The sequence below is a fragment of the Spirosoma luteum DSM 19990 genome (assembly GCF_000374065.1).
Lineage (GTDB): Bacteria > Bacteroidota > Bacteroidia > Cytophagales > Spirosomataceae > Spirosoma > Spirosoma luteum.
On the sequence record NZ_KB893250.1, the window covers coordinates 12,908 to 33,759 of the forward strand.

Annotated in this window: 18 protein-coding genes and 1 tRNA gene; 11 read left to right on the plus strand and 8 right to left on the minus strand. The window is 49.0% G+C overall.

The window, feature by feature from the left end; genetic code table 11:
- Positions 1-52 precede the first annotated feature (52 nt).
- Complete coding sequence (locus tag B156_RS0108950) at positions 53-3,445, minus strand: TonB-dependent receptor (protein WP_018619346.1); 3,393 nt, start codon at positions 3,443-3,445, stop codon at positions 53-55.
- 326 nt (positions 3,446-3,771) lie between these two features.
- Here B156_RS0108950 and selD point away from each other — a divergent pair, with 326 nt between their 5' ends.
- The 7 genes from selD (at position 3,772) to B156_RS0108985 (ending at position 9,382) form a co-directional block, all read left to right on the plus strand.
- A complete protein-coding gene (selD, locus tag B156_RS0108955; RefSeq protein ID WP_018619347.1) occupies positions 3,772-4,824 on the plus strand; it encodes a selenide, water dikinase SelD in 1,053 nt (350 codons plus the stop codon).
- 49 nt (positions 4,825-4,873) lie between these two features.
- A complete protein-coding gene (locus B156_RS0108960) occupies positions 4,874-5,644 on the plus strand; it encodes an alpha/beta fold hydrolase (RefSeq protein WP_026260708.1) in 771 nt (256 codons plus the stop codon).
- Between the two features lie 88 nt (positions 5,645-5,732).
- The gene (locus B156_RS0108965; RefSeq protein WP_018619349.1) at positions 5,733-6,434 is read left to right on the plus strand and encodes an SAM-dependent methyltransferase; all 702 of its coding nucleotides are present in this window, start codon (positions 5,733-5,735) and stop codon (positions 6,432-6,434) included.
- A gap of 94 nt (positions 6,435-6,528) precedes the next feature.
- The gene (locus B156_RS0108970; protein ID WP_018619350.1) at positions 6,529-7,164 is read left to right on the plus strand and encodes an MBL fold metallo-hydrolase; all 636 of its coding nucleotides are present in this window, start codon (positions 6,529-6,531) and stop codon (positions 7,162-7,164) included.
- A 102-nt stretch (positions 7,165-7,266) separates the two neighbouring features.
- Entirely contained in the window at positions 7,267-7,926 is a 660-nt protein-coding gene (pssA, locus tag B156_RS0108975; RefSeq protein ID WP_018619351.1) for a CDP-diacylglycerol--serine O-phosphatidyltransferase, read from the plus strand.
- Positions 7,927-8,014: 88 nt separating this feature from the next.
- Positions 8,015-8,266 (plus strand): phosphoribosylformylglycinamidine synthase subunit PurS, encoded by a 252-nt coding sequence (gene purS, locus B156_RS0108980; protein ID WP_026260709.1) that lies wholly within the window; start codon positions 8,015-8,017, stop codon positions 8,264-8,266.
- Between the two features lie 108 nt (positions 8,267-8,374).
- The gene (locus B156_RS0108985; protein ID WP_018619353.1) at positions 8,375-9,382 is read left to right on the plus strand and encodes a 3-oxoacyl-ACP synthase III family protein; all 1,008 of its coding nucleotides are present in this window, start codon (positions 8,375-8,377) and stop codon (positions 9,380-9,382) included.
- Between the two features lie 117 nt (positions 9,383-9,499).
- Here the strand turns inward: B156_RS0108985 and B156_RS0108990 are convergent, their stop codons facing one another.
- Complete coding sequence (locus B156_RS0108990) at positions 9,500-9,871, minus strand: CoA-binding protein (protein WP_026260710.1); 372 nt, start codon at positions 9,869-9,871, stop codon at positions 9,500-9,502.
- A 308-nt stretch (positions 9,872-10,179) separates the two neighbouring features.
- Here B156_RS0108990 and B156_RS0108995 point away from each other — a divergent pair, with 308 nt between their 5' ends.
- Complete coding sequence (locus B156_RS0108995; protein WP_018619355.1) at positions 10,180-10,773, plus strand: HNH endonuclease; 594 nt, start codon at positions 10,180-10,182, stop codon at positions 10,771-10,773.
- A 57-nt stretch (positions 10,774-10,830) separates the two neighbouring features.
- On the opposite strand, the gene B156_RS0109000 is transcribed toward B156_RS0108995, so the two are convergent.
- A complete protein-coding gene (locus B156_RS0109000) occupies positions 10,831-14,688 on the minus strand; it encodes a sensor histidine kinase (RefSeq protein ID WP_018619356.1) in 3,858 nt (1,285 codons plus the stop codon).
- A gap of 92 nt (positions 14,689-14,780) precedes the next feature.
- A complete protein-coding gene (locus B156_RS0109005) occupies positions 14,781-15,077 on the minus strand; it encodes an iron-sulfur cluster assembly accessory protein (RefSeq protein ID WP_018619357.1) in 297 nt (98 codons plus the stop codon).
- Between the two features lie 60 nt (positions 15,078-15,137).
- Here B156_RS0109005 and B156_RS0109010 point away from each other — a divergent pair, with 60 nt between their 5' ends.
- Positions 15,138-15,662, plus strand: coding sequence for a DUF7935 family protein (locus B156_RS0109010; RefSeq protein WP_018619358.1), 525 nt, complete (start codon positions 15,138-15,140; stop codon positions 15,660-15,662).
- 203 nt (positions 15,663-15,865) lie between these two features.
- On the opposite strand, the gene B156_RS0109015 is transcribed toward B156_RS0109010, so the two are convergent.
- The 4 genes from B156_RS0109015 to B156_RS0109030 all read right to left on the minus strand — a co-directional run bounded on the left by B156_RS0109015 (position 15,866) and on the right by B156_RS0109030 (position 18,936).
- Positions 15,866-16,408 (minus strand): hypothetical protein, encoded by a 543-nt coding sequence (locus B156_RS0109015; protein ID WP_018619359.1) that lies wholly within the window; start codon positions 16,406-16,408, stop codon positions 15,866-15,868.
- A gap of 408 nt (positions 16,409-16,816) precedes the next feature.
- On the minus strand, positions 16,817-17,242 hold the full coding sequence (locus B156_RS30240) for a response regulator (RefSeq protein ID WP_018619360.1): 426 nt from the start codon (positions 17,240-17,242) through the stop codon (positions 16,817-16,819).
- Between the two features lie 369 nt (positions 17,243-17,611).
- Entirely contained in the window at positions 17,612-18,376 is a 765-nt protein-coding gene (locus B156_RS0109025; RefSeq protein WP_018619361.1) for a cupin domain-containing protein, read from the minus strand.
- A gap of 209 nt (positions 18,377-18,585) precedes the next feature.
- Positions 18,586-18,936 carry a hypothetical protein gene (locus B156_RS0109030; RefSeq protein WP_018619362.1) on the minus strand — a complete coding sequence of 117 codons (351 nt, stop codon included), beginning with the start codon at positions 18,934-18,936 and terminating at the stop codon, positions 18,586-18,588.
- 158 nt (positions 18,937-19,094) lie between these two features.
- Between B156_RS0109030 and B156_RS0109035 the strand changes: the two genes are divergently transcribed.
- Both B156_RS0109035 and B156_RS0109040 read left to right on the plus strand, forming a co-directional pair.
- Positions 19,095-19,168: transfer RNA gene (locus B156_RS0109035), tRNA-Arg, on the plus strand.
- 184 nt (positions 19,169-19,352) lie between these two features.
- A complete protein-coding gene (locus tag B156_RS0109040) occupies positions 19,353-20,699 on the plus strand; it encodes a site-specific integrase (protein ID WP_018619363.1) in 1,347 nt (448 codons plus the stop codon).
- Positions 20,700-20,852: the final 153 nt, after the last annotated feature.

Genomic DNA, 20,852 nt, shown 5'->3' on the forward strand with positions numbered 1-20,852 from the left:
GCCCCTGTCATAAAGACCGGGGCCGTTTTTAGTTGTTAAACTAACTCTTCTTTTAATTGAAGATGTAGCGTAGGCCAATCTGCGCCTGATATACGTCGTTATTGTTAAGCGAGGCACTTTTCACAAATGAGTCTTTGAGCAGTACGTTCTGACCGCCGATGTTCTGTGTAGCCAACCGGTAGCTTGGCACACCTGCAGTGCTGGTACTGGCCAAAACCAGTGGGTTAAACGTAGTAGCCAGATTACCTACACCCCACGCGTTGTTGAGCAGGTTACCCACGTTCAGGATGTCAACCCGAAACTGGATTGTATTCCGCTTACCCTTAGCACCAACGGCCACGTAGAATTCCTGAATAGCTGTAAAATCGAAACGGGCCAGCCAGGGGAAAGCACCACCGTTCCGCTCAGCATACTGACCACGGCGGGTACTCAGGTAATCATTGCCATTGATAAAGGCATCAAAAGCAGCCTGCTGCTGTTCCGGCGAATAAATTACTGCGCTGGTACCTGTACCGACAGTAAGCGGGCTAAACGTTAGTTCAGATGCATTTCTTGGTACATAAATCAGGTCATTATTGTTCTGACCATCAGCGTTCACGTCTTGGTTATACGTGTACGATATTTTACTGCCACTAGCATACGTACCACCCAGCGTGAAGGCCGTTGAGCCACCAAACTTACCACCGTAGTTCAGCCGGTAATTTACATACCCGTTAATCCGGTGCCGCAGGTCATTGTCAGCGTACGAGGTGGTCAGGTAATTTTGACCATAAGCCGTCGGCACGTTAGCCTGTACCGTGCTGCCTACAAAAGCAAGGTCACGAGCCTGTCCGTAGGTATAGGAAATTACACCACCAAAATTCCGGGCAACGGGCTTCTCCAGTTTGAACGTAACTATGTACGATTCTCCCTTCGTCGTGTTTTTCAATACGAAGGCGTTAGCAATCTGTGGATTAATATAACGGGCAACGTTTTGTGGATTGGTAGGTGTATTCCCACCCGTACTGGCAACCCCAAAAGCGGGGAACAACGAGCGGGTATCGGGGCCACTCAGCGTCCGGGTCGGCGCTTTCAGGTTGGCGTCGATATAACGCAGGGCCTGAAGGTTTTTGTTATAGATAAACTCGACGGTCCCAACAAGGCCAAAAGGTAACCGCTGATCGACAGCAACGTCCGTTTTCCAGATTTGTGGGTATTTCAAGTTAGGATCTGAGGCATTGATCGTGTAGGGAGGTAGGGTATTGATATTAACCGTCGTCGGATCAAGACGAACAGCAGCCGGTAAAAGGCTCGGATCGGTTCTGAACGGAATAGCCGTTGTGCTGTTCACGGTAGTCAGGATGGTGTTGACCCCGTTATTGCCCAACTGGTTAGAAACCAACACCTCAGGAATACGGGATACGAAAATACCCGTACCACCGCGAATTTGGGTTGTCTTATCCCCTTTTACATCATAGTTAAAACCAAAACGCGGTGATAATAACAACTTTGGTTTAGGGAATGCACCGGTAGTGATTTTATAAGGCGCTCCGTTTTCATCATTGAACGTTAAGCCAGCAACAACGGGGTTGTTGAAGGCAACAGCCGTACTGTTGTCATAATCGAAGATATCACCCCGTAAGCCAAGCGTCAGTTTTAAGTTTGGACTAGCCAGATATTCGTCCTGCACATAAGCACTGTACAGGTTCCGCTTCAACTGCTGGAGTGGTTCAGCCCCACCGGGCAATAATGAGTAACGAAGATTGTACTTATTCAGAACAACGGGCGACGAAGTAGCTGTTGGATTAGTGATAGAGGCTAAAGCAGCCTGCTTGAAATCAGCAATCGAATTATACACATACACGCCGTTCGATGACGGGAAGAAGACGTTGTTTGACGTATAATGCTCGAATACTACACCGGCCGTGAGCGTATGCTTACCAGCAAAATAGCTAAGGTTATCCGTAATGTTGAAAGTTGAATAGTTCAGCTTGTTATTGGGCGTGAACGGGTCAAAACCAACAGACGTGTACGTACTACCATCTTTCAGAATATCGATGGTTGGGAACACTTTCGTCCGGTACGTGCGGTCTTCAATCTGTTTGTTATACGTACCTACCAAGTTGTTCGAAAACTTGTTGCTGAAGTTAGACGTCAATTCAACGGCTATCGAGCGGGTATTATCCGCAATGATGTAGCCGGTGTTCTGCGCCGAAAGAGAGAGGTTTTGAAAGATTCGGTTGCCATTACCCGCCGTATTACTACTGTTACTGTTGCTTATCACTTGCCCCGACGATGAATTGTGGTGCGAATACCGAACCGAGAGCTTGTTACTTTCATTGATGTTATAATCAAGACGAATCAGCCCCTTAGTACTCTTCACTTCATTGTTGTAGTTATCGATAGCACCCAAATCAAACCCGAAGTTGGTTTGCATGAAGCTGCTCAGATCGGTCAGATCAGAAGCCAGAACGCGGGAAATGTTACCGCTTGTTTCTCCCCGATTGGCTACGTAAGTCAAGGCCGGGTTGCTACTATCAAATTGTTCGGCATTGATGAAAAAGAACAGTTTGTTTTTGATAATTGGACCACCCAAGCGAAAACCGTACGTTTTCTCATCTACGTTAACCGTACCAATCGACGTACCCGCTGCCGTGTTTCCGACCATGCTTGTATTACGGAAGAGGTGATAGACTGAGCCCGAGAAATCATTGGTACCAGACCGGGTTACGGCGTTGATGCCAGCACCCGTAAAGCCCGATTGCCGAATATCGAACGGTGCTACGTTTACCTGAATCTGGTCGATAGCATCAATCGAAACAGCTGTTGTACCCGTCCGGCCACCGGCCAGTGCCGAGTTACCCAGACCAAAGCCATTATTGAATGTTGCTCCATCAATAGTGAAATTGTTGAAACGAGCATCCTGACCAGCAAACGACTGGCCATTCCCGTAAGGGTTATACTTCGTAATGTCAGTCAGGGTACGGCTGATAGTTGGAATGGTATTGACAGCTTCCCGATTGAACGAAGAGGCTGCGCCCGTACGGTCTGAACTAATCAGTTCGCTCCGGTTTCCTGATATGACTACTTCGCTCAGGTTCGTACCTTCTTCATCAAGTTTGAAGTTGTTGTTGGCCGTTGTTCCCAAAGCAGCAAAGACGTTCTCCTGAATCCTCTCCTTGAAACCAACGTACGATACGGTAATTGTGTAGGGTCCACCAACCCGAACATTAGGCATGTTGTAAATACCCGCCGTATTGGTTACAGCACCGTACCGAGTACCTGATGGGGTATGAACGGCGACTACGGTAGCACCGGGCAGACCATCCCCTTTTTTGTCGGTTACAAACCCATTGATGGCAGACGAGGTTACCTGAGCCATAGCTCCGCTCCCACTGAGCAAAGCCAGAATCATACCGCCGACCAGCACCAGGGCTACCCGAAATTGCAGTAGTTTTTTAGACATAGAAGTGTTTGTTTTGTTAGTAGTTTGAAGGGGTAAGCTTAAGTAGTCAGCTTATCCATTCAGGTGCAAAGATGCTCTTTTTTTTTGATGACGTAAAAGAGATTATCTCAAGAAAGTACTACTATACACAGTTTATTGAAACTTTACCTTAGAATAGTTTTATTTAAGGCGGTCTACTTCCTGCCAATCTGTATTATCAAATTATTAGCAACACAGTATCACGTAGATAACTTCCGCCCGTTAGAGAATCATTAATTATTTTCAAGTGTACTTATACGAGGGAATGACCATCCATTTACCTTTTTCGCTCTTAGTTTTATCCTGTTATGACAGCAACTGAATCCGTTTCCTATAAACTCACTCAATACAGTCATGGCGCGGGCTGTGGCTGCAAGATTTCGCCGAAAATACTGGATCAGATTCTGCACAGCAACGCCACCGGTTCTCAGCCTGCCTATCCGAGTCTACTGGTCGGCAACGACTCCCGCGATGATGCCGCCGTTCTGGACCTGGGCAATGGGGAAGCCATTATCAGTACCACCGATTTTTTCATGCCCATCGTGGATGATGCCTTCGACTTTGGCCGTATTGCCTCCGCCAACGCCATCAGTGACGTGTACGCAATGGGGGGAGAACCCATTATGGCGATAGCTATTCTGGGCTGGCCGGTAGATAAATTACCCCCCCACGTAGCCGGACAGGTGATGGAAGGGGCACGTTCTATTTGTCGGGAAGCTGGCATTCCCGTGGCGGGTGGGCACAGTATCGACACAGTAGAACCCATTTTTGGCCTGGCCGTGACGGGCAAAGTACGCATCGACCACCTCAAACAGAACAACACCGCAACCGAGGGTTGTAAACTATACCTGACCAAACCACTGGGTGTGGGTATCCTGACAACCGCTCAGAAGAAAGGCATCCTCAAACCCGAACATGCCAACACGGCACCCGCTCAGATGGCGCAACTCAACAGGTTTGGGGCTACCCTGGGCAGGTTGCCTTACGTGAGAGCCCTGACCGATGTAACGGGTTTTGGTTTGCTAGGCCACCTGGTTGAAATGGCCGAAGGGTCGGGACTCAGTGCTATCGTTGAATTTGATGCGGTACCCAAACTACCCATGGTGGATGAGTATCTGGCTCAGAAAAGTTTTCCGGGCGGCACCGTCCGCAACTGGGACAGTTACGGCCACAAAATCAGTGAACTGGAAGAACGACAGAAATATATACTCGCCGATCCGCAAACCTCGGGCGGCCTGCTCATTGCCGTTGAGTCGAGAGACACTGAAGAATTCGAACGCGTAGCTACCGAAAACGGGCTGAGCCTCCAATCGTTTGGCGAACTGGTGAAAAAGCAGGATAACGTAGTATACGTAAAATAAAGAGCGATTGCGCTGAATTTTCACCTTTTTGCTCTTTCGCTCTTTAAAAATGAAATTATATTTTCGTCAAATTGGGGAGACCGGTCCGGTCCTTGTCATTCTTCATGGCATTTTTGGTTCTTCGGACAATTGGTTAACCATCAGCAAAACCATTGCGGCTCAGGGGTACCGCATCTTCGCAGTTGATCAGCGGAATCACGGACAATCGCCCCGGGGTGATGACCAGGATTACCAGAGTATGGCCGCCGACCTGCGTGAATTCCTCATTGAACACAACCTGGAAAAACCAGTATTAATTGGTCACTCGATGGGTGGCAAAACGGTGATGCAGTATGCAATGACCTATCCGGGCACGTTTGCCAAACTGGTTGTGGTCGATATTGCCCCCAAGTTTTACCCGATCCATCATGCCGAGCTTGTCCGGGGTTTGAACTCCATTGACCTGGCAGCCATTAAAAGTCGGGGTGATGCCGATGCCGCTCTCACCGCCTTCGAACCCTCCCTGACGGTGCGGCAGTTTTTACTCAAGAACCTGTACCGAAACGAAGAAGGCAACTTTGCCTGGCGACTGAACCTCCCCGTTATCGAGCGCGAACTGCATGGCGTAGGCGGAGAACTGACCAATCCCCAAATCGTGACCGAGCCAACGTTATTTATCCGGGGTAGTGAGTCGCCCTATATTCTGGATGAGGACATACCGGCCATCAGGCAAATTTTCTCCCATGTCCGGATTGAGACCATTCAGGGTGCCGGTCACTGGATACAGGCCGAGAAGCCCGCCGAGTTTGTGGAGGTGCTCCTCAACTTTATTAGCAGTTAGTTTTGTCATGCTGACGAAGGAAGCATCTTCGGTAAAAGAAATAGTATTTGCTCACCCGAAGATGCTTCCTTCGTCAGCATGACAAAATATGCCTACTCTTTACCTCATCCCTACCCTGCTGGCCGACGATACGGCGGATTTCGTTTTACCACCCACCATTCGGGACGTTATTGAAAAAACGGACACCTATTTCGTGGAAAATGTACGGTCGGCCCGGCGGTTTATCACGGGCCTGAAAACGAGCCGGATCATCGACGAAACCACGTTTTTCGACCTCGACAAAGATACGCCCCCCGCCGATACACGCCGTCAGATTCAGGCAACTATGGAGCAAAGAAAAAATGCGGGTGTGCTGTCCGAAGCGGGCTGCCCCGGCGTGGCGGATCCCGGTGCCGTTGTGGTTAGCATGGCGCATTCGCTGGGCTGGCGGGTAGAACCGATGGTGGGACCATCCTCCATTTTATTGGCCCTGATGGCATCGGGCATGAGCGGGCAGTCGTTTGTTTTTCACGGCTACCTGCCCATCGAACGGCAGGACCGCGCCCGCGCCATACGAAACCTCGAAAAAGAAGCGCAGCAACGTATACAGACGCAGATTTTCATGGAGACGCCTTACCGGAATGATGCGCTGTTTGCCGATGTCCTGGCCAACTGCCAGGCAAACACCCGCCTGTGCGTGGCCTGCAACGTGACCGCCCCCGATGCGTTTGTCCGCACCCTGACTGTTAAGGAATGGAAATCGGCTGTTCCCGATTTACGCAAAAAACCAACGGTATTTCTACTTTTGTAAGTCAGTTGGTCAGTCAGCTGGTCACATACTCCCTAACCGATCAAATCACCGACTGGCCAACTAAACAACTGACTACCCAACTCACCTGGTGTCTATGATTCAATCGTTCACGTTCTCGCCCTTTCAGGAAAACACGTACGTTGTTGCCGATGACACTACGGGTGAAGCGGTCATTATCGATCCCGGCTGTTATGACCAGGCCGAGAAAGTGACGCTGAGTACATTCATTACGGACCATAAACTCAGCGTTAAGTACCTGTTGCTCACCCATGCTCACCTCGATCATGTGTTTGGTGTAGCTTACGTGAAGCGAACATTCGGGGTTAAAGCATACCTCCATCCGTTGGATAATGTTATTTACGACGATGTGCCCACGCGCTGCGCGCTGTACGGATTACGCGGGTACGAACCATCTGAAATTGACGAACCCCTGAAAGAAGGTGAGTCGATACGCTTCGGCAATACTGTTCTGGATGTCATCTTTGTACCGGGCCATGCGCCGGGTCATGTAGCGTTTGTCAATCATGCCGACCGCTACGTTATTGGGGGTGATGTGCTGTTCAATGGGAGCGTTGGGCGAACCGATTTCCCTTTTTGTAGCCACGAAGCCCTGCTGAACAGCATAAGGACCCAATTCTTTACCCTTCCTGATGATTACGTTGTTTATCCCGGTCACATGGAACCAACCACTATTGGAAAAGAGAAAAAGACAAACCCGTTTTTAAACTAATGATGAATGATAAATAACGCTGACACGTATCATTTAAACTTTATCATTCATCATTCATAACTTATCATACACGACTAAGAATTGAAGCATCTTCCCAACGTCATGACCTGCGGCAACCTGTTGTGCGGGTGCATTGGCATCGTAATGACACTGCGCGGGCATCTCGATACGGCTGCCTGGCTGGTTGGACTGGCCTTAATACTGGATTTTGGTGATGGCTTTGTGGCCCGCCTGGTCAACGTTTCCGGACCGTTCGGCAAAGAACTCGATTCACTGGCCGATATCGTTACGTTCGGGGTACTGCCCGCTACCATCGTTTTTCAATACGGCTGGTTTCAGGGGTTAGGACCCATCTCGTACGGGGCTTTCCTGATTGCGGTTTTATCCGCCCTGCGACTTGCCAGATTCAACATCGACACCCGCCAAAGCGACCAGTTTATTGGCTTGCCCACGCCTGCCAACACCATGCTGATTGCCGCCCTTCCGCTGATGGAACGGTATCAGCCGCAGTACAATGCTATCTGGCAAAACGACATTGCCTGGGGAATGATCATTGCGTTCTCGTTTATGATGGTCATGGACTTACCGCTTTTTGCGCTCAAGTTTAAATCCTTTGGCTGGGCCGAAAATCGTGTTAAATACAGTTTTTTGATTGCGTCCGTCTTACTGCTGTTAATTTTGCAGTTTGCAGCCATCCCGCTCATTATCCTATTGTACATCCTTGTTTCACTATTTTCAAAGAGAGAGAGTGTGAAAGAGTGAAAGAAAGTCGTCCAAATCCAGACTGGCTCCCTTTTCATTCTTTCACTCTTTTACTCCGCACCGGCGGCCCGGTTTCACTCTTTCGCAAATGACATACATCGCAGAAATCAACATCATGACCCGTTCCGAAATTCTGGACCCTCAGGGAAAAGCGGTCAAATTGGGGCTTCATAACCTCCACATGGATACTATCGACAATGTTCGTATTGGCAAGCACATCCGGCTCAACGTGGAAGCCGATACCGAAGAGCAAGCCCGTCAAACCGTTGATGAAGCCTGCAAACAACTATTGGCCAACCTTATCATGGAAGAATATTCTTTTGAACTGCACCCCGCCTGAGAGCGGATCTGCGATTGTCTTTTTCCGGCATTCGTTGTACAAAGGAATTTATCAGGAGAACATCCCCCACAATAAGTACTATTTTTGTGGGGGATTTATTCGTATTAAATGAACACGGTTTACACAACTATAAAAGGATTAGGGTTTTACGTTCCGGACAATGTCGTTACGAACGATGACCTGACGCAGTATATGGACACGTCTGATGCCTGGATTCAGGAACGGACGGGCATCAAACAACGACGCTATTTTACGTACGGGAAGGACACCAATGCCAGCATGGCAACGGCAGCCTCCCGCATGGCCCTGGACCGGGCCGGCCTTGATGCATCAGCCGTTGACTTGATTGTTTACGCCACCATAACGCCGGATTATTATTTTCCCGGTTCGGCATTTTTGATGCAGCGTGAGCTGGGTCTGGAGGGTATCGGCGTTATCGACATTCGTAACCAGTGTTCCGGCTTTATATACGCGCTCTCCATTGCCGATCAGTTTATAAAAACGGGTATGTACAAAACCGTTCTGGTGGTGGGTTCCGAGATTCAATCGTCGTACCTGAACAAAAGTAACGAGGGCCGGGGCGTAGCCGTTATTTTTGGCGATGGGGCCGGAGCCGCTGTCGTTCAGGCCACTACCGATCCTGAACACCGTATTTTGTCGACCCATTTGCACGCCGACGGTCGCTATGCGGAAGAGTTGTACGTACGCGATCCGGGTAGCAGTCGCGAGGGGCAGTGGATCAATGAAACAACCTTAGCCGATAAGCAGTATAACGTAACCATGAACGGCAATACCGTTTTCAAACACGCCGTTGTCCGGTTTATGGAGGTGATTAACGAGAGCCTGGAAGCCAATAACTACAAAGCAGCGGATATTGCACTCCTGGTTCCCCATCAGGCCAATATTCGCATTTCTGACTATGTGCGCCAGCAGATGGGCTTACCGGAAGAGAAAGTGTTCAACAACATTCAGCAATACGGCAACACCACGGCGGCTTCCATCCCCATTGCCTTGACCGAAGCGTTTGAGAAAGGCCACGTTCAGCCCGGCGATTTAATTTGCCTGGCGGCTTTTGGCAGCGGTTTCACCTGGGCATCGGCCCTTATCAAGTGGTAAACCCGTAGAGACACAATACTTTGTGTCTTATGTGCGTCAGCTATTGTATCTAACCAAGAGCGATACATCTTCAGATAGCTGACGCACCCTGAGACACAATACCTTGTGTCTCTACCATTAATACGTGCCTACTGACAGCATAACCAGGGTACAGGCTTCGATAGGCTCGATGCCCTCGGCCCGTAACTGCGCTTGAAATTCCGGATTTTCGGCACCGGGATTAAATATTACCCGACGGGGCTTCAGGCTTTTGATATACTCGTACAGCGGGGGCTGATTTCGTGGCCCAACGTACATGGTTATCGTGTCAACATTGCTGATGGCCGGTTGCCCCGTCTGTATCGGATTCCCATCAATCTGCCCTGCTTTCAAGCCTATCAGCTCGATAGTATGGCCATGCCTCAGCAGGCTATGAGCCGCTAAGTTGGCGTAGCGGCCCGGTTTTTCCGTTGCCCCCACAACCATTGTCTTCCTTTCATCTGTATTCATCGCTCTAACAAAAGATAGATTTACTGCTTTCTGTTAAACTCGTCCGGAAGTCGGGTAGTTTCAGTTGCCACGTACCGGGTGTACCGGAAAATTCATCAATCGCATCTACTGCTCTATTAATACACTGCTGATAAACAGCTTGTTCGGCCGACTGAATGCATAATGCCAGCCTGATCAACCCAATCAATATATTGATAAACTGACAACTATTTCATCCGGCAGTTGTTACCTATTCATTGTGTACACATGCCTGATTAACAGATCGCGTGTTGCCACGTAAGTCCAACCTACAACAAAAAACGCCGGTTATGGATAACAGAGGGAGCCAAAGTTTCTGGAATGAGAAATGGACACCGATTGTGTTTGACGGTATTGAGAACCCTCCCCGCTATGACGTATCTAGCTATGGGCGATTACGCAGTTTCCAGTTGCCGTCGTCCGCCCAACCCAATGCGACCGATGCGGATAAAACCAGCCGTTTGATTAAAGGATCGGTTATTCAGGGGTATCGGTCGCTCAATATCCGGTCGGAAGGGAAAACCCTGAATCGATACGTTCATAAACTGGTAGCCGAGCATTTTGTCAGCCGCTCTGACCCCGACCAGATTTTTGTTATCCACCTCGACCACGACAAGCAGAACAACTACCATTTAAACCTGCGCTGGGTCACCAAAGCGGAGATGATTGAGCACAACAGAAACAATCCCAGTCTGAAAAACCGCCAGCTCCCCCGCCAGACCCGTAATTACAAGCTGACCGAAACGAAGGTTAAGATTATCAAGAAGTTACTGCTGAATGACAAGAATCGCCTGAAAATGATAGCCAAGCAGTTTGGCATTACCCACACCCAGCTCAACCGGATTCGGTCGGGCGAGAACTGGAAGCACGTTACCCTGGAATGATTCGGCCGTAAACGATTCGGATACCGCTGGCGGTGGTTAACACCAGTCCGGTTCTGATCAGTAATTGACGGCTTCGCCAACCATCTGGCCTGGCACCCCTGCTAAGGGTAACGACACAAAGAAAGAAGTGCCTACGTTCTCGATAGTCTCGAACCAGATTGTGCCGCCTGCGTGTTCAACGCCCCGTTTGGCAATAGCCAGCCCTAGTCCCGACCCGCCCCGCTTTGTACTGAAGTTAGCCAGGAATACCTTACTACGAATGGCCTCCGGAATACCCGCACCATTGTCGTGGATTTCAATCTGTACCGCGTCGCTGTTTGTATAAAGTTTAACGTTGATAACCGGTTTGCGCTCCGACGGCACCGACTGGATAGCGTTGATGAGCAGGTTGGTCAGAATACGCCCGATGAGCTGCCGGTCACCAACGGCTATAACGGGGCCGGTTTCTACTTCCCGATGCAGGAAAATCCGCACATCGTCAGCGTACAGGTCGATTGTTTTATTGAACACCCCCGTCACCTCAAATTCCTCCCGCTTGGGTAAAGGCATTTTCGCGAATTCTGAAAAGGACGTGGCTATATCGCTTAGGTTATCGATCTGATCCAGTAGTGAATCGAATGTTCTCAGAATAACCCCGCGAGCCGGGTCATTGGCTCCTGCCGTACTATTTTTGGCATTAGGAAACGTGCGCTGCAAGTGCTGCAGCGTTAGCTTCATGGGTGTCAGTGGATTCTTGATTTCGTGGGCTACCTGCTTGGCCATTTCGCGCCAGGCCGATTGTTTTTCGGTCTGAGCCAGGGCCTGTTTGCTTTCTTCCAGTTTGAGCAGCATGCGGTTGTACTCACGAATGAGCAATCCAATTTCGTCATCCGATTGCCAGGGCAGCGGATCGTTGGGTAATTCGAGATTCGTTTTCTTGACCTTCTGCGTCAGCATCCGAAGCGGTCTGGTCAGCATGTGCGATGCGAAATAAGACAGCACCAGAAAAAAGATGAACAGCGCCGTGAAAATACTGAGCGAGGTAGAAATCACTTCGATAATTTTCCGGTCGAGTTCGGGTTGAGCATAAAAATAAGGGATACTAAGTACGCCCAGCAGCCGCCCATCGAACGCTTTGACCGCTGCATAAGCCGTTCGATATTTTTTGCTACCCAGCGATTCATCCAGCAGTATCTGATTTTCTTTATCCTCTATAATATGAATATAAGCCTCCGGGTTGATGTGTTTCGAGAGGTATCCACTTTCATAGATAAGCGGTTGCGTAGACGTGTATAACTGCCCCTGCGTGTCGAACAGATCAATGTCGATACTGGCATCGCGGGCAATTTTACTTAGCTCCTCCTCCATCGACCCTTTACTGCGCTTCTGGGCGTTGAACTCTTCCAGATAGGGCAGGAAGTTAGAGGCAATGTTACGCGTATTACTGATGTACGTATCCCGCTGATCGTCGATGTACGTGGAACTGATAACCCCCAGAATGATAAGAATCACGAAGATCAACGGCATAAAAAACGCCAGGTTCAGCAGAATCTGGATCCGGGTCGAATAGTTGATATTCAGTCTGGAGAAGCGGTAATTGACGGCGTACCCCAGAATAACCAGAATGACCGTAAAAACCAGCAGCAGATACAGGAAGGAGAAGTTGGAGAATATATTTCCGAATGGATACTCGGGCGAGGACACCACGACAATACGACCACCTTTGCTTCTCTGAGCAACGTGTTGGTATTTATTACTCGACACGCCCGTGGTAAATAAGGCAGGATTGTTCAGTAACGAAATATCCAGCTTCCGGTCATAATTATACGTACCGTTCCCACTGTATAAAAGCCGGTGACGCGCTGAACCCAGCGATGTGGTACCCTGACGCGAAGTGGAGAAAAAAGCGTAACTATAGTCAGGCGTTTCAGGGTCCTGGGTAAACTTTGTATTGACCAGTAGATCAGGATATACACTTTTTGACCGTTCATTACGCAGCCTCAGATCCAGCAAAACATACCCCAGCGTATCCGATACTACAGGAAGATTTTTTCTACGCGCCTTTGCGGGCGGAACAGGAGGCCGTTGAACCGGCACAAAGCACACATATTGCTTGACAAAGTGGTTCCCTACCTCGTTGATGAAGAACACATTCGGATATTCTGTTTTATAACCAGGCTGTTTATAGCGGGCTCTAAACGTTGCCAGCGCCACTGGCCTTGGCCTACTATCGAGCGGGCGGCCATTGGCCCGGAACGAGAACACCTCAATATCATATTTGTCAAAATACTTGTCGAGGTGTAAGCTTTTTACCCGTTGCTGAATACGTTCGCGTACTAGCAAAGTATCCGTTTGCAGCGCATTACCTATTTCGGCATCCTGATTAATTAACTCCAGCGCTCTATTCAACAGAAACTCACCGTACGCATCGTTTTCGGCTAGTAATTGCTCCGCATATTCCTGCTCACGGTTTAGTTGCTTCCGAATTTCCTGGTTGTACACAACATACGTGGTGATAAGCGCACAGATGAAAGCCGCCAGAAACAGGTATATCGAGGTTGTGTAGCGAAATGCGTACAGTGTTCCGGGAAGTTTACTGGTGTATACGATCAGGAAATAAATGCTGTTCAGCAGGAAGATACTATCCAGCGATTTGCCCATGAGCAACCAAATTCCGCCACTCAGAAACGTACCCGCCAGAATGAGCAGAAAACCGATGCCAACATGATGAAACCGGTTGTACCGAATGAAGAGACTGGCCAGTAAATGAATGACCAGAAAATAGATGCAGGAGATAAGGATGAAAATGCCCAGGCAAACTATTTTCAGAAAAGAGAAATGGATGTTGAGCGTGATGTCGAGCGTAAACTGCGACTTTTCGTAGATGTTGTTCAGCTCTTTGTAGTAGAGTGTAAACGCAATGTGACTGAGCACAACGAACCCTATCGACAGGCCCACTTTCAGCCAGTTGGGTAGATTGACCAGCAAGAGATACGTCTTTGAACAATAGTAGTACCTGACCCAGTAAAATACCAGTATGGCCACCACCAGTGCGTTGAACAGCAGATCGCCCAGGGAGGGATTCAGCACCGAAGCCGCATAATATTTGGCATTGAACAAATCGGACTCTATGAACAAAAACGGCACACCAAAATAGAGCATCACGACCCGCAATAATACCAGATAGAGAGCCAGCGCCACCAGCCCCCATTCGTACTGACGTCTGTCTCTCAGCCGAATCATGAGCTGAAACACGTAGAGACCCAGAAAAATAATACCCAGTGTGGCCAGAATAACGGTGTTGACCGGCGTGGAGTGATTTCGGTACGCATCTACCTTGGGAGGCACCACCGAAAACAGAAATGCCGATGCATTGTCATAAATGGCCTGATAGGTGTTTTGCCTCCTGTCAGTAACCGATAGCGGATCAATAGCAAACAGTTCAGGATTAAAGCCCGACTGTAAATATGAATTGTTAGTGTGGTATATGCGATAAATATTGACCAGCGAGAAAACATCCAGTTGTTTGTTACCGGCTGGTACCCGGCGGTGGCTGACGATGTAGCGTCCCTGATTGAACTGGATAAGTTTTGGTATGCTGGCAACCGTAGAAAGCTGGGCTATATCGGGAACAAAGCGGTAATCGGACCAGTATACTAACTGCTTGTTGTGGAATATGAAGTAAGGGTACTTGGCCGGAATTTTAACTAAATCGGTAAACGTTGGATTCGGATTCCGCCCCAGTAAACCCGACAGGGTATCCAGTTCGTCCGTAACGATTCGCATCTCGGCCTTCACCCGTTGCTGAACGGCACTCACGTACTGCTCATCCGTAGCACCCGGCGCATTCTGCTCCAGCAGCAGGAAATACAGGACCGATAAACCAAAGGCCAGTGCTGCCAACAACAGGAAAATATGGTTTTCGATCCGTTTCACTTAATGGGTAGAGGTATCTTAACCAGATATCGCCCTAAAATCATGCCAAGTTTTTGACAAGTGTTTGTTCTGGCTGGCGGCACGCGTTTAATTTAGGGAACGGACGGCGGCTTATCAACCGTATACCCACCTGATTCGTACCCAATTTCGGCACCTAATACATACAGTAAATGCTTGCGATCAATAATGACCTGCACCCCTTCTACGTTATACACTTCGTCGGAGGGGCCGGGCAGGTCAAGTCCCAGTAACCAGGAGGCTCCGCAGCCGCCCCCCCGCACCCCTACACGCAAGCCATAGTCTGCCGGAATTTTATTGGCCAGCAGGGTGTCCAGAATTTGCTGACGCGCTGCGGGACGAACGTAAACCGGATTATCAATTGTCAACATAAAGCAGTAGTAACCCTTTTTTCAAAATTACCTATTTTACGGATAACGTTCCTTCTTTCTATGGACTTACTGAGTGATTTTCTGAAACTGATTGTACCCGCTGGCTTAGTCCTGTATGGCATGTACCTGACCGTTAAGTTACTGCTGGAACGGGAAGCCGGGCGTCATCGCTTCGATGTGCAGGCCCGCTATACCGAAACGGTTGTACCCATCCGGCTACAGGCCTACGAACGAATGGTTCTGTTTCTGGAACGTATCAGCCCCAATAATTTATTGCTGCGGATGGGGGGCAGTTCCACTACGGTGCTGGAGTTTCAACAGCGGTTGTTGCAGGAAATCCGGGATGAATACAACCACAACCTGTCGCAACAGGTATACATGAGTCAGGCCGTTTGGGATCAGATTCAGGCCGCCATGAACGATGTTATGATGCTCATCAATCAGGCATCGGGCGATACTCGTCCTGATGCCCCCGCCCTCGACCTGTCGAAGCGCATCTTCGAGCGGATCATTCAGCTGGATAAGCAACCCACCTCCACGGCGCTTAAAACATTGAAGGAAGAGATTCAGACAATGTTTATGTAACTATCAGGAGCCAGCCCGTACCACCTAAAGAGTTTGTTATAGCCGAATAGGGTATTCATCTTCAGCAACAGGGTGATAAACGCTACGCTGAGCGCAATAAAAAGAGCCAAAGCGACTCGGATTGAGATCGCTTTGGCTCGAAAAACAAAATTACCTGTTGATTCCTGCTAGTCAGAAATCAATAAGTTGATTCGTTATCAGGCTTAGTGAAAGCCCTGCTGGGTCAAATACGCCTGGTCGGCTTCATTCCGAGGATGCACGCCTACCACGATACCACCGTTCTTAAGACCGGATTCGTACGATTTCGCAGTTTCTTCCGGAATACCCGAATTTACCAAAGCACCAATCAGGCCACCGGCCAAACCACCCGCTCCGGCTCCGGCTAAACCGGCTGCCAGCGGACCGGCAATCAGTAAACCCAGACCGGGCAAAGCCAACGTAGTACCAATTGCGGCAATAGCGGCTGCTACCGCACCCACTGTACCCCCAATGGCCGACCCTTTACCTGCTCCCTCCATGGCTTTATCCGATAAGGCCGAGCCATCCGTATCACTGGTATCGAAATGCTGCTTACGGGTTTCATCCGTCATCACGATATTCACGTCATCTCTCGAAAATCCGTGCGATAACAGGGAGTCGTAAGCCGACTCGGCCGCGTCACGATCGTTGAAAATAGCCGTCATCAGGGAGAATGATCCGGTCGATGAAGAGTAGTTAGTACCGGTGTTATTTGGTTGACTAGTCATAAGGATTATATGGTTTTGTTATGTAAGCCGACAAAACTAGGTCGGCTAATAACCAACAGGCGACAGAGAACTTTGTTTAATAAAATTGAGGAAGTGGCACTGGAAATTCGTCTACTGAGCTGGGCTGCGTACCAGTCAATTAGTTTTCATAACATACTAGCCGAATCTGATGTTTGGCGGCCAATTCACTTATTTTCACCCGTACACGCAGTCTGGCTGGATAACCTTCTATAACCAATCACTGCCGGATCGATTACCCCCTGGCCATTAGAATTTTTGGTGTTTCGGGTGCGGGCACGTCGTGTAGCATCCTGATTCACATAGTGTTGATCATTGCTGTTATTGCCATTGGTTTCTGGCTGCTTCAAGACCGCAGGGTGTAAGGGATTTCACCGGCCCTCCCAACAGTCAGTCTTGTACATTACCCGGAATTTTGTTGATGTCTACCCAGTACGTACAGACATCGATTATTGTTTTCCTGATTGAATTAAAATCCATTCCTTTCAGCAGAAATGAATTTACCCCTGCTTCGTAACAGCTTTCCATTTCGTGGCTGGAAGCATCATGACTCATCATGACAACAGGAATCTTTTTGAATGTGCTATTCTCTTTCAGGTGAACCAGCGTCTGATACCCATCCACTCTGGGCATATGCCGGTCTAGTATAATAAGACGGGGTGGCGGTTCCAGTTCGGCTAACGTAGCCAGTAGGTCAATGCCACTAGAGAAGAAGCGAGTTGAATAAGCGGGTAAAAACCGGCTGAACAGTCGCTGGAGTAAAAGACAGTAATCGTGTTGATCATCAACAACGCAGACTAATGGATTTGCTACCATAGCGCTTGTAGATTAATTTCCGAATCAACCAACAGACAGTCATATTGATAGCTGATTGGCCAAAAAACCAGCAAATGGTCCCACACAGCGAGTGCTTCCCGATGCAGTTGTTGTTCTGCCCGTTCGCTTCCGGTTTCCAAGCAAGCCCCTGGCAGTCTCGTGGGCTAGCGGCCCTGAATGAACAAATGAATAAACGGCAGGGCTGATACCGGATCAATGCGCCATGTCAGGCAGTTATAGCCCCCGGACTTGATCAGCGACTAGTGAAAGGACGGCTGCATGGATAAAGTGGTTTGAACACCTTCCTAATCAACCGCCGAAATGGGCTGACAATCAGCGGTTATTCACGAAATCAATCGGGGAAACTTCTCACTCGAACTGAAAGGCAAAGTAGGTGCAGCTGTGCTGACCATTGTTTTGAATGGTGTGCGGTACATTGGATTCCAGAAAAATGACATCGCCCGTAGCTGCCGTCTTTAACACGCCATTGATACTTTCCTGGGCACTATTGTCAACCATGAGCAGAATTTCGGCGGCCCGGTGCGTGTGGGGTGGATGGCTCTGCATGCCGGGGTTAAGAGTGGTAACGTGCATCTCAAACCGTTTCGTCATCACGGTTCCATAGTCAAACATCCGGCGGATGCCTCCTTCGCTGTGGGGGATGAACGGTACATCGTTCCAATCAACCCAGAATGAACCACCCATTAGCCGGTACAGGTCCAAATCGGGCACTTCGTTCGAGGTGAGCCGCATGATATAGTAGGTGAGCGGTTCGGTCGTTTTATTATCCAGGCGGTACGAATCACCGGGCATAATGACCACTACACTACCAGGGCCCAGGGTTTTATGCCGGTTGCCCAGCTGCAGGGTCAGTGCGCCCGCTTTTACGATAATCAGCGCTTCTTCGTCCAACTGCTGCTCCGGTTGCGTCGGCAGATGCGCCTGCAGGGTAATGGCGTGGACGGATAAACTGGCAAAATCACGGGTAGTACCTTCCAGTATCGTTTTATGTTCCATGCCAGCCTGCTTCACAACGGGCGACTGATGCCAGGCGTAAACCTTGGAGGGTATGGTCTGGGCCAGGGCGGGCAGCGTGGCCAACCAAAGCAACGCGAATAGAAAGACAACGTTCATGGAAAGGGGTTAGTGCTATGAATAGTACCTGACTCAAAGTTAGGCAAAGAATACGAGCGACCGAATAAACCGGTTTGGGGTTTCTACAAACTAACAGAAGCTCCCCATACCGGGGAGCTTCTGTTGCTTTATTTATGGGTTAGCTTTATTGGATAAAGTACAATTAAGACCCATATTTTTCGGAGCGTCACAGATAAATTTGAAAAAAATCAGATAGTGCCTGACTGGTCAGGTAGCGTACCAACGGACGACATATCATCAACTTTATTGATCATATCGATTTTCTCGACCGATACGACAAGCGTTGCCAGGGCTTCTTTCGTGCGTGGGTCAATCATGAGCACCCAGTCTGTTTTTATGATGCGGTGAGTTTTATGCCCGATAGGATCATGTATCGGCGTAGTTGCTGGTTCTTTTCGGGTTAAGGTCATGTTGATGCTCTCGCCTTCCTTAAAGGTGGGCACAAAGCTAAAATAGCCATCAGCTACTACCCGGCCGGGATTAGTATCGAATGCAGGCTCAAAAAAGATAACTTTCAGTTTCTCGGATTGACTACTCATTGTTTGTTACTGGGTTAATGGATTTATACCTGGTTAACGGCCAGAGAGCTATTAAAGTTATGTACGGTTTTTAGCGGGTCCGGGCTTTCCATAAAACGAAATTGACGCATCGGTTTTGCATAACGGCGCGAATCCACGTACTTTTGCGGCATTGAACGGGTCCCGTAGCTCAGCTGGATAGAGCATCTTCCTTCTAAGAAGGCGGTCATTGGTTCGAATCCAATCGGGATCACTTTTTGCGTTTCAAGGCTAATCAGGATTAGAGTTAAATTAACTCATTATCAACTGATTAGCCTTTTTTGTTAATTGTACTTTATTAGAAATAATACGATAAAATAAAGTTAATCCGTCAACCAATCCGTCAACTGGATTAATTTAGTTCGTAACTTGGTATCGACCAAACCAAGTAAAAGGACATGCAAACCACTCTTGCAACCGACGTTAAATTTTTGCTCAAAGACCCACGTTCTACCGAGCCAACCCTTGTTTCCCTGATTTACCGTTACGACAACCGACGGTTTGTTTACTCGACCGGGCAATTTGTTGATCCGTACCAATGGGACACCGAAAACCAACGGGCCTACGCCAACCAGAAGAACCGTACCGAACGCCACCAGCACGAAACGATTAACGCCCACCTCGACCGACATCGGGCCGCACTGGTTCGGGTAATGAACGGCATACAGTTGGCCGGGTTACCGCTCGACAATCCACTAATCAAATTTCATCTTGATAAGGAGTTGGGCCGCGTAAGAGCCGCCAAACCTGCACCGGTAAAGGAAGAGGATAAAGAAACCTTTTTGGGGTACATATCCCGATTTGTGGAGGATGCCCGGGCGGGCCGACGGTTGAACGCCAAAAACGCCCGGTTTGCCAATGGGACGCTGAAAAACTTCATGAAGTTCCGAAACATACTGACCGACTATCAGGCAAATACCCGCCACCCCATCAACTACGATTCCTTTACGCTCGACTTTTACGACCGGTTCAAAAAGTACCTGACTACACAAGGGCATTCGCTCAATTACGTGGGTGCGATTTTGAACGGGGTTAAAATGCTACTCAAACAGGCATACCGTGAGGGACTTCACCATAGCACCGACTTTCAGCACAAGGACTTTAGAAAGATTGAAGAGGAGGTAGATACTATTTACCTCAGCAATGAGGAACTGGCGAACCTGTATGCACTTGATCTGACCAATGATGTTCGGCTCGACCGGGTACGGGATCTATTTCTGATTGGTTGCTACACCGGATTACGGTTTTCGGACTACACCGAATTACGGCCGCTCAACATATCGTTTGGGGGCCGTATCTTGAGTGTAACGACGCAAAAGACAGCCGCCCGGGTTTCGATACCTCTAAACCCGAATGTGTTGGAGATGCTCGATAAATACAAGGGCGTACCACCTCGCACCATGTCGAACCAGAAGTTTAACCAATACCTCAAAGAATTGGGAAAGGTTGCCGGACTAACGGCACCGGTTGAGCGGACCCGCACCCAGGGCGGTATACGTTCGACTCTGACAGCGCAAAAGTGGGAATTGCTAACCACCCACACCGCCCGGCGTTCGTTCGCTACAAACGCATTCTTGGCGGGTGTTTCGCCGGTATCCATTATGAAAATAACCGGGCACAAGTCGGAAACGCAATTCATGAAGTACATCAAAGTAACGGGCGAACAGAACGCCCGGTTGTTGCTGGAGCATCCGCACTTTGGCGGGACTGGCATACCAGTACCGACCGCGCTGAAAATAGCCTGACACCTTAACAAAACTTAACATTTGACTACCCGCGCCGGGGGTGAAACGTTACAAAGGTGACAAGTAAGGGGGCAAAACACTACAGTAACTACAAGGGGTATGGGGGTAAGTAAGGGCGGGAATGCCGCAAATAACCCACTTGAAAAGACGCTG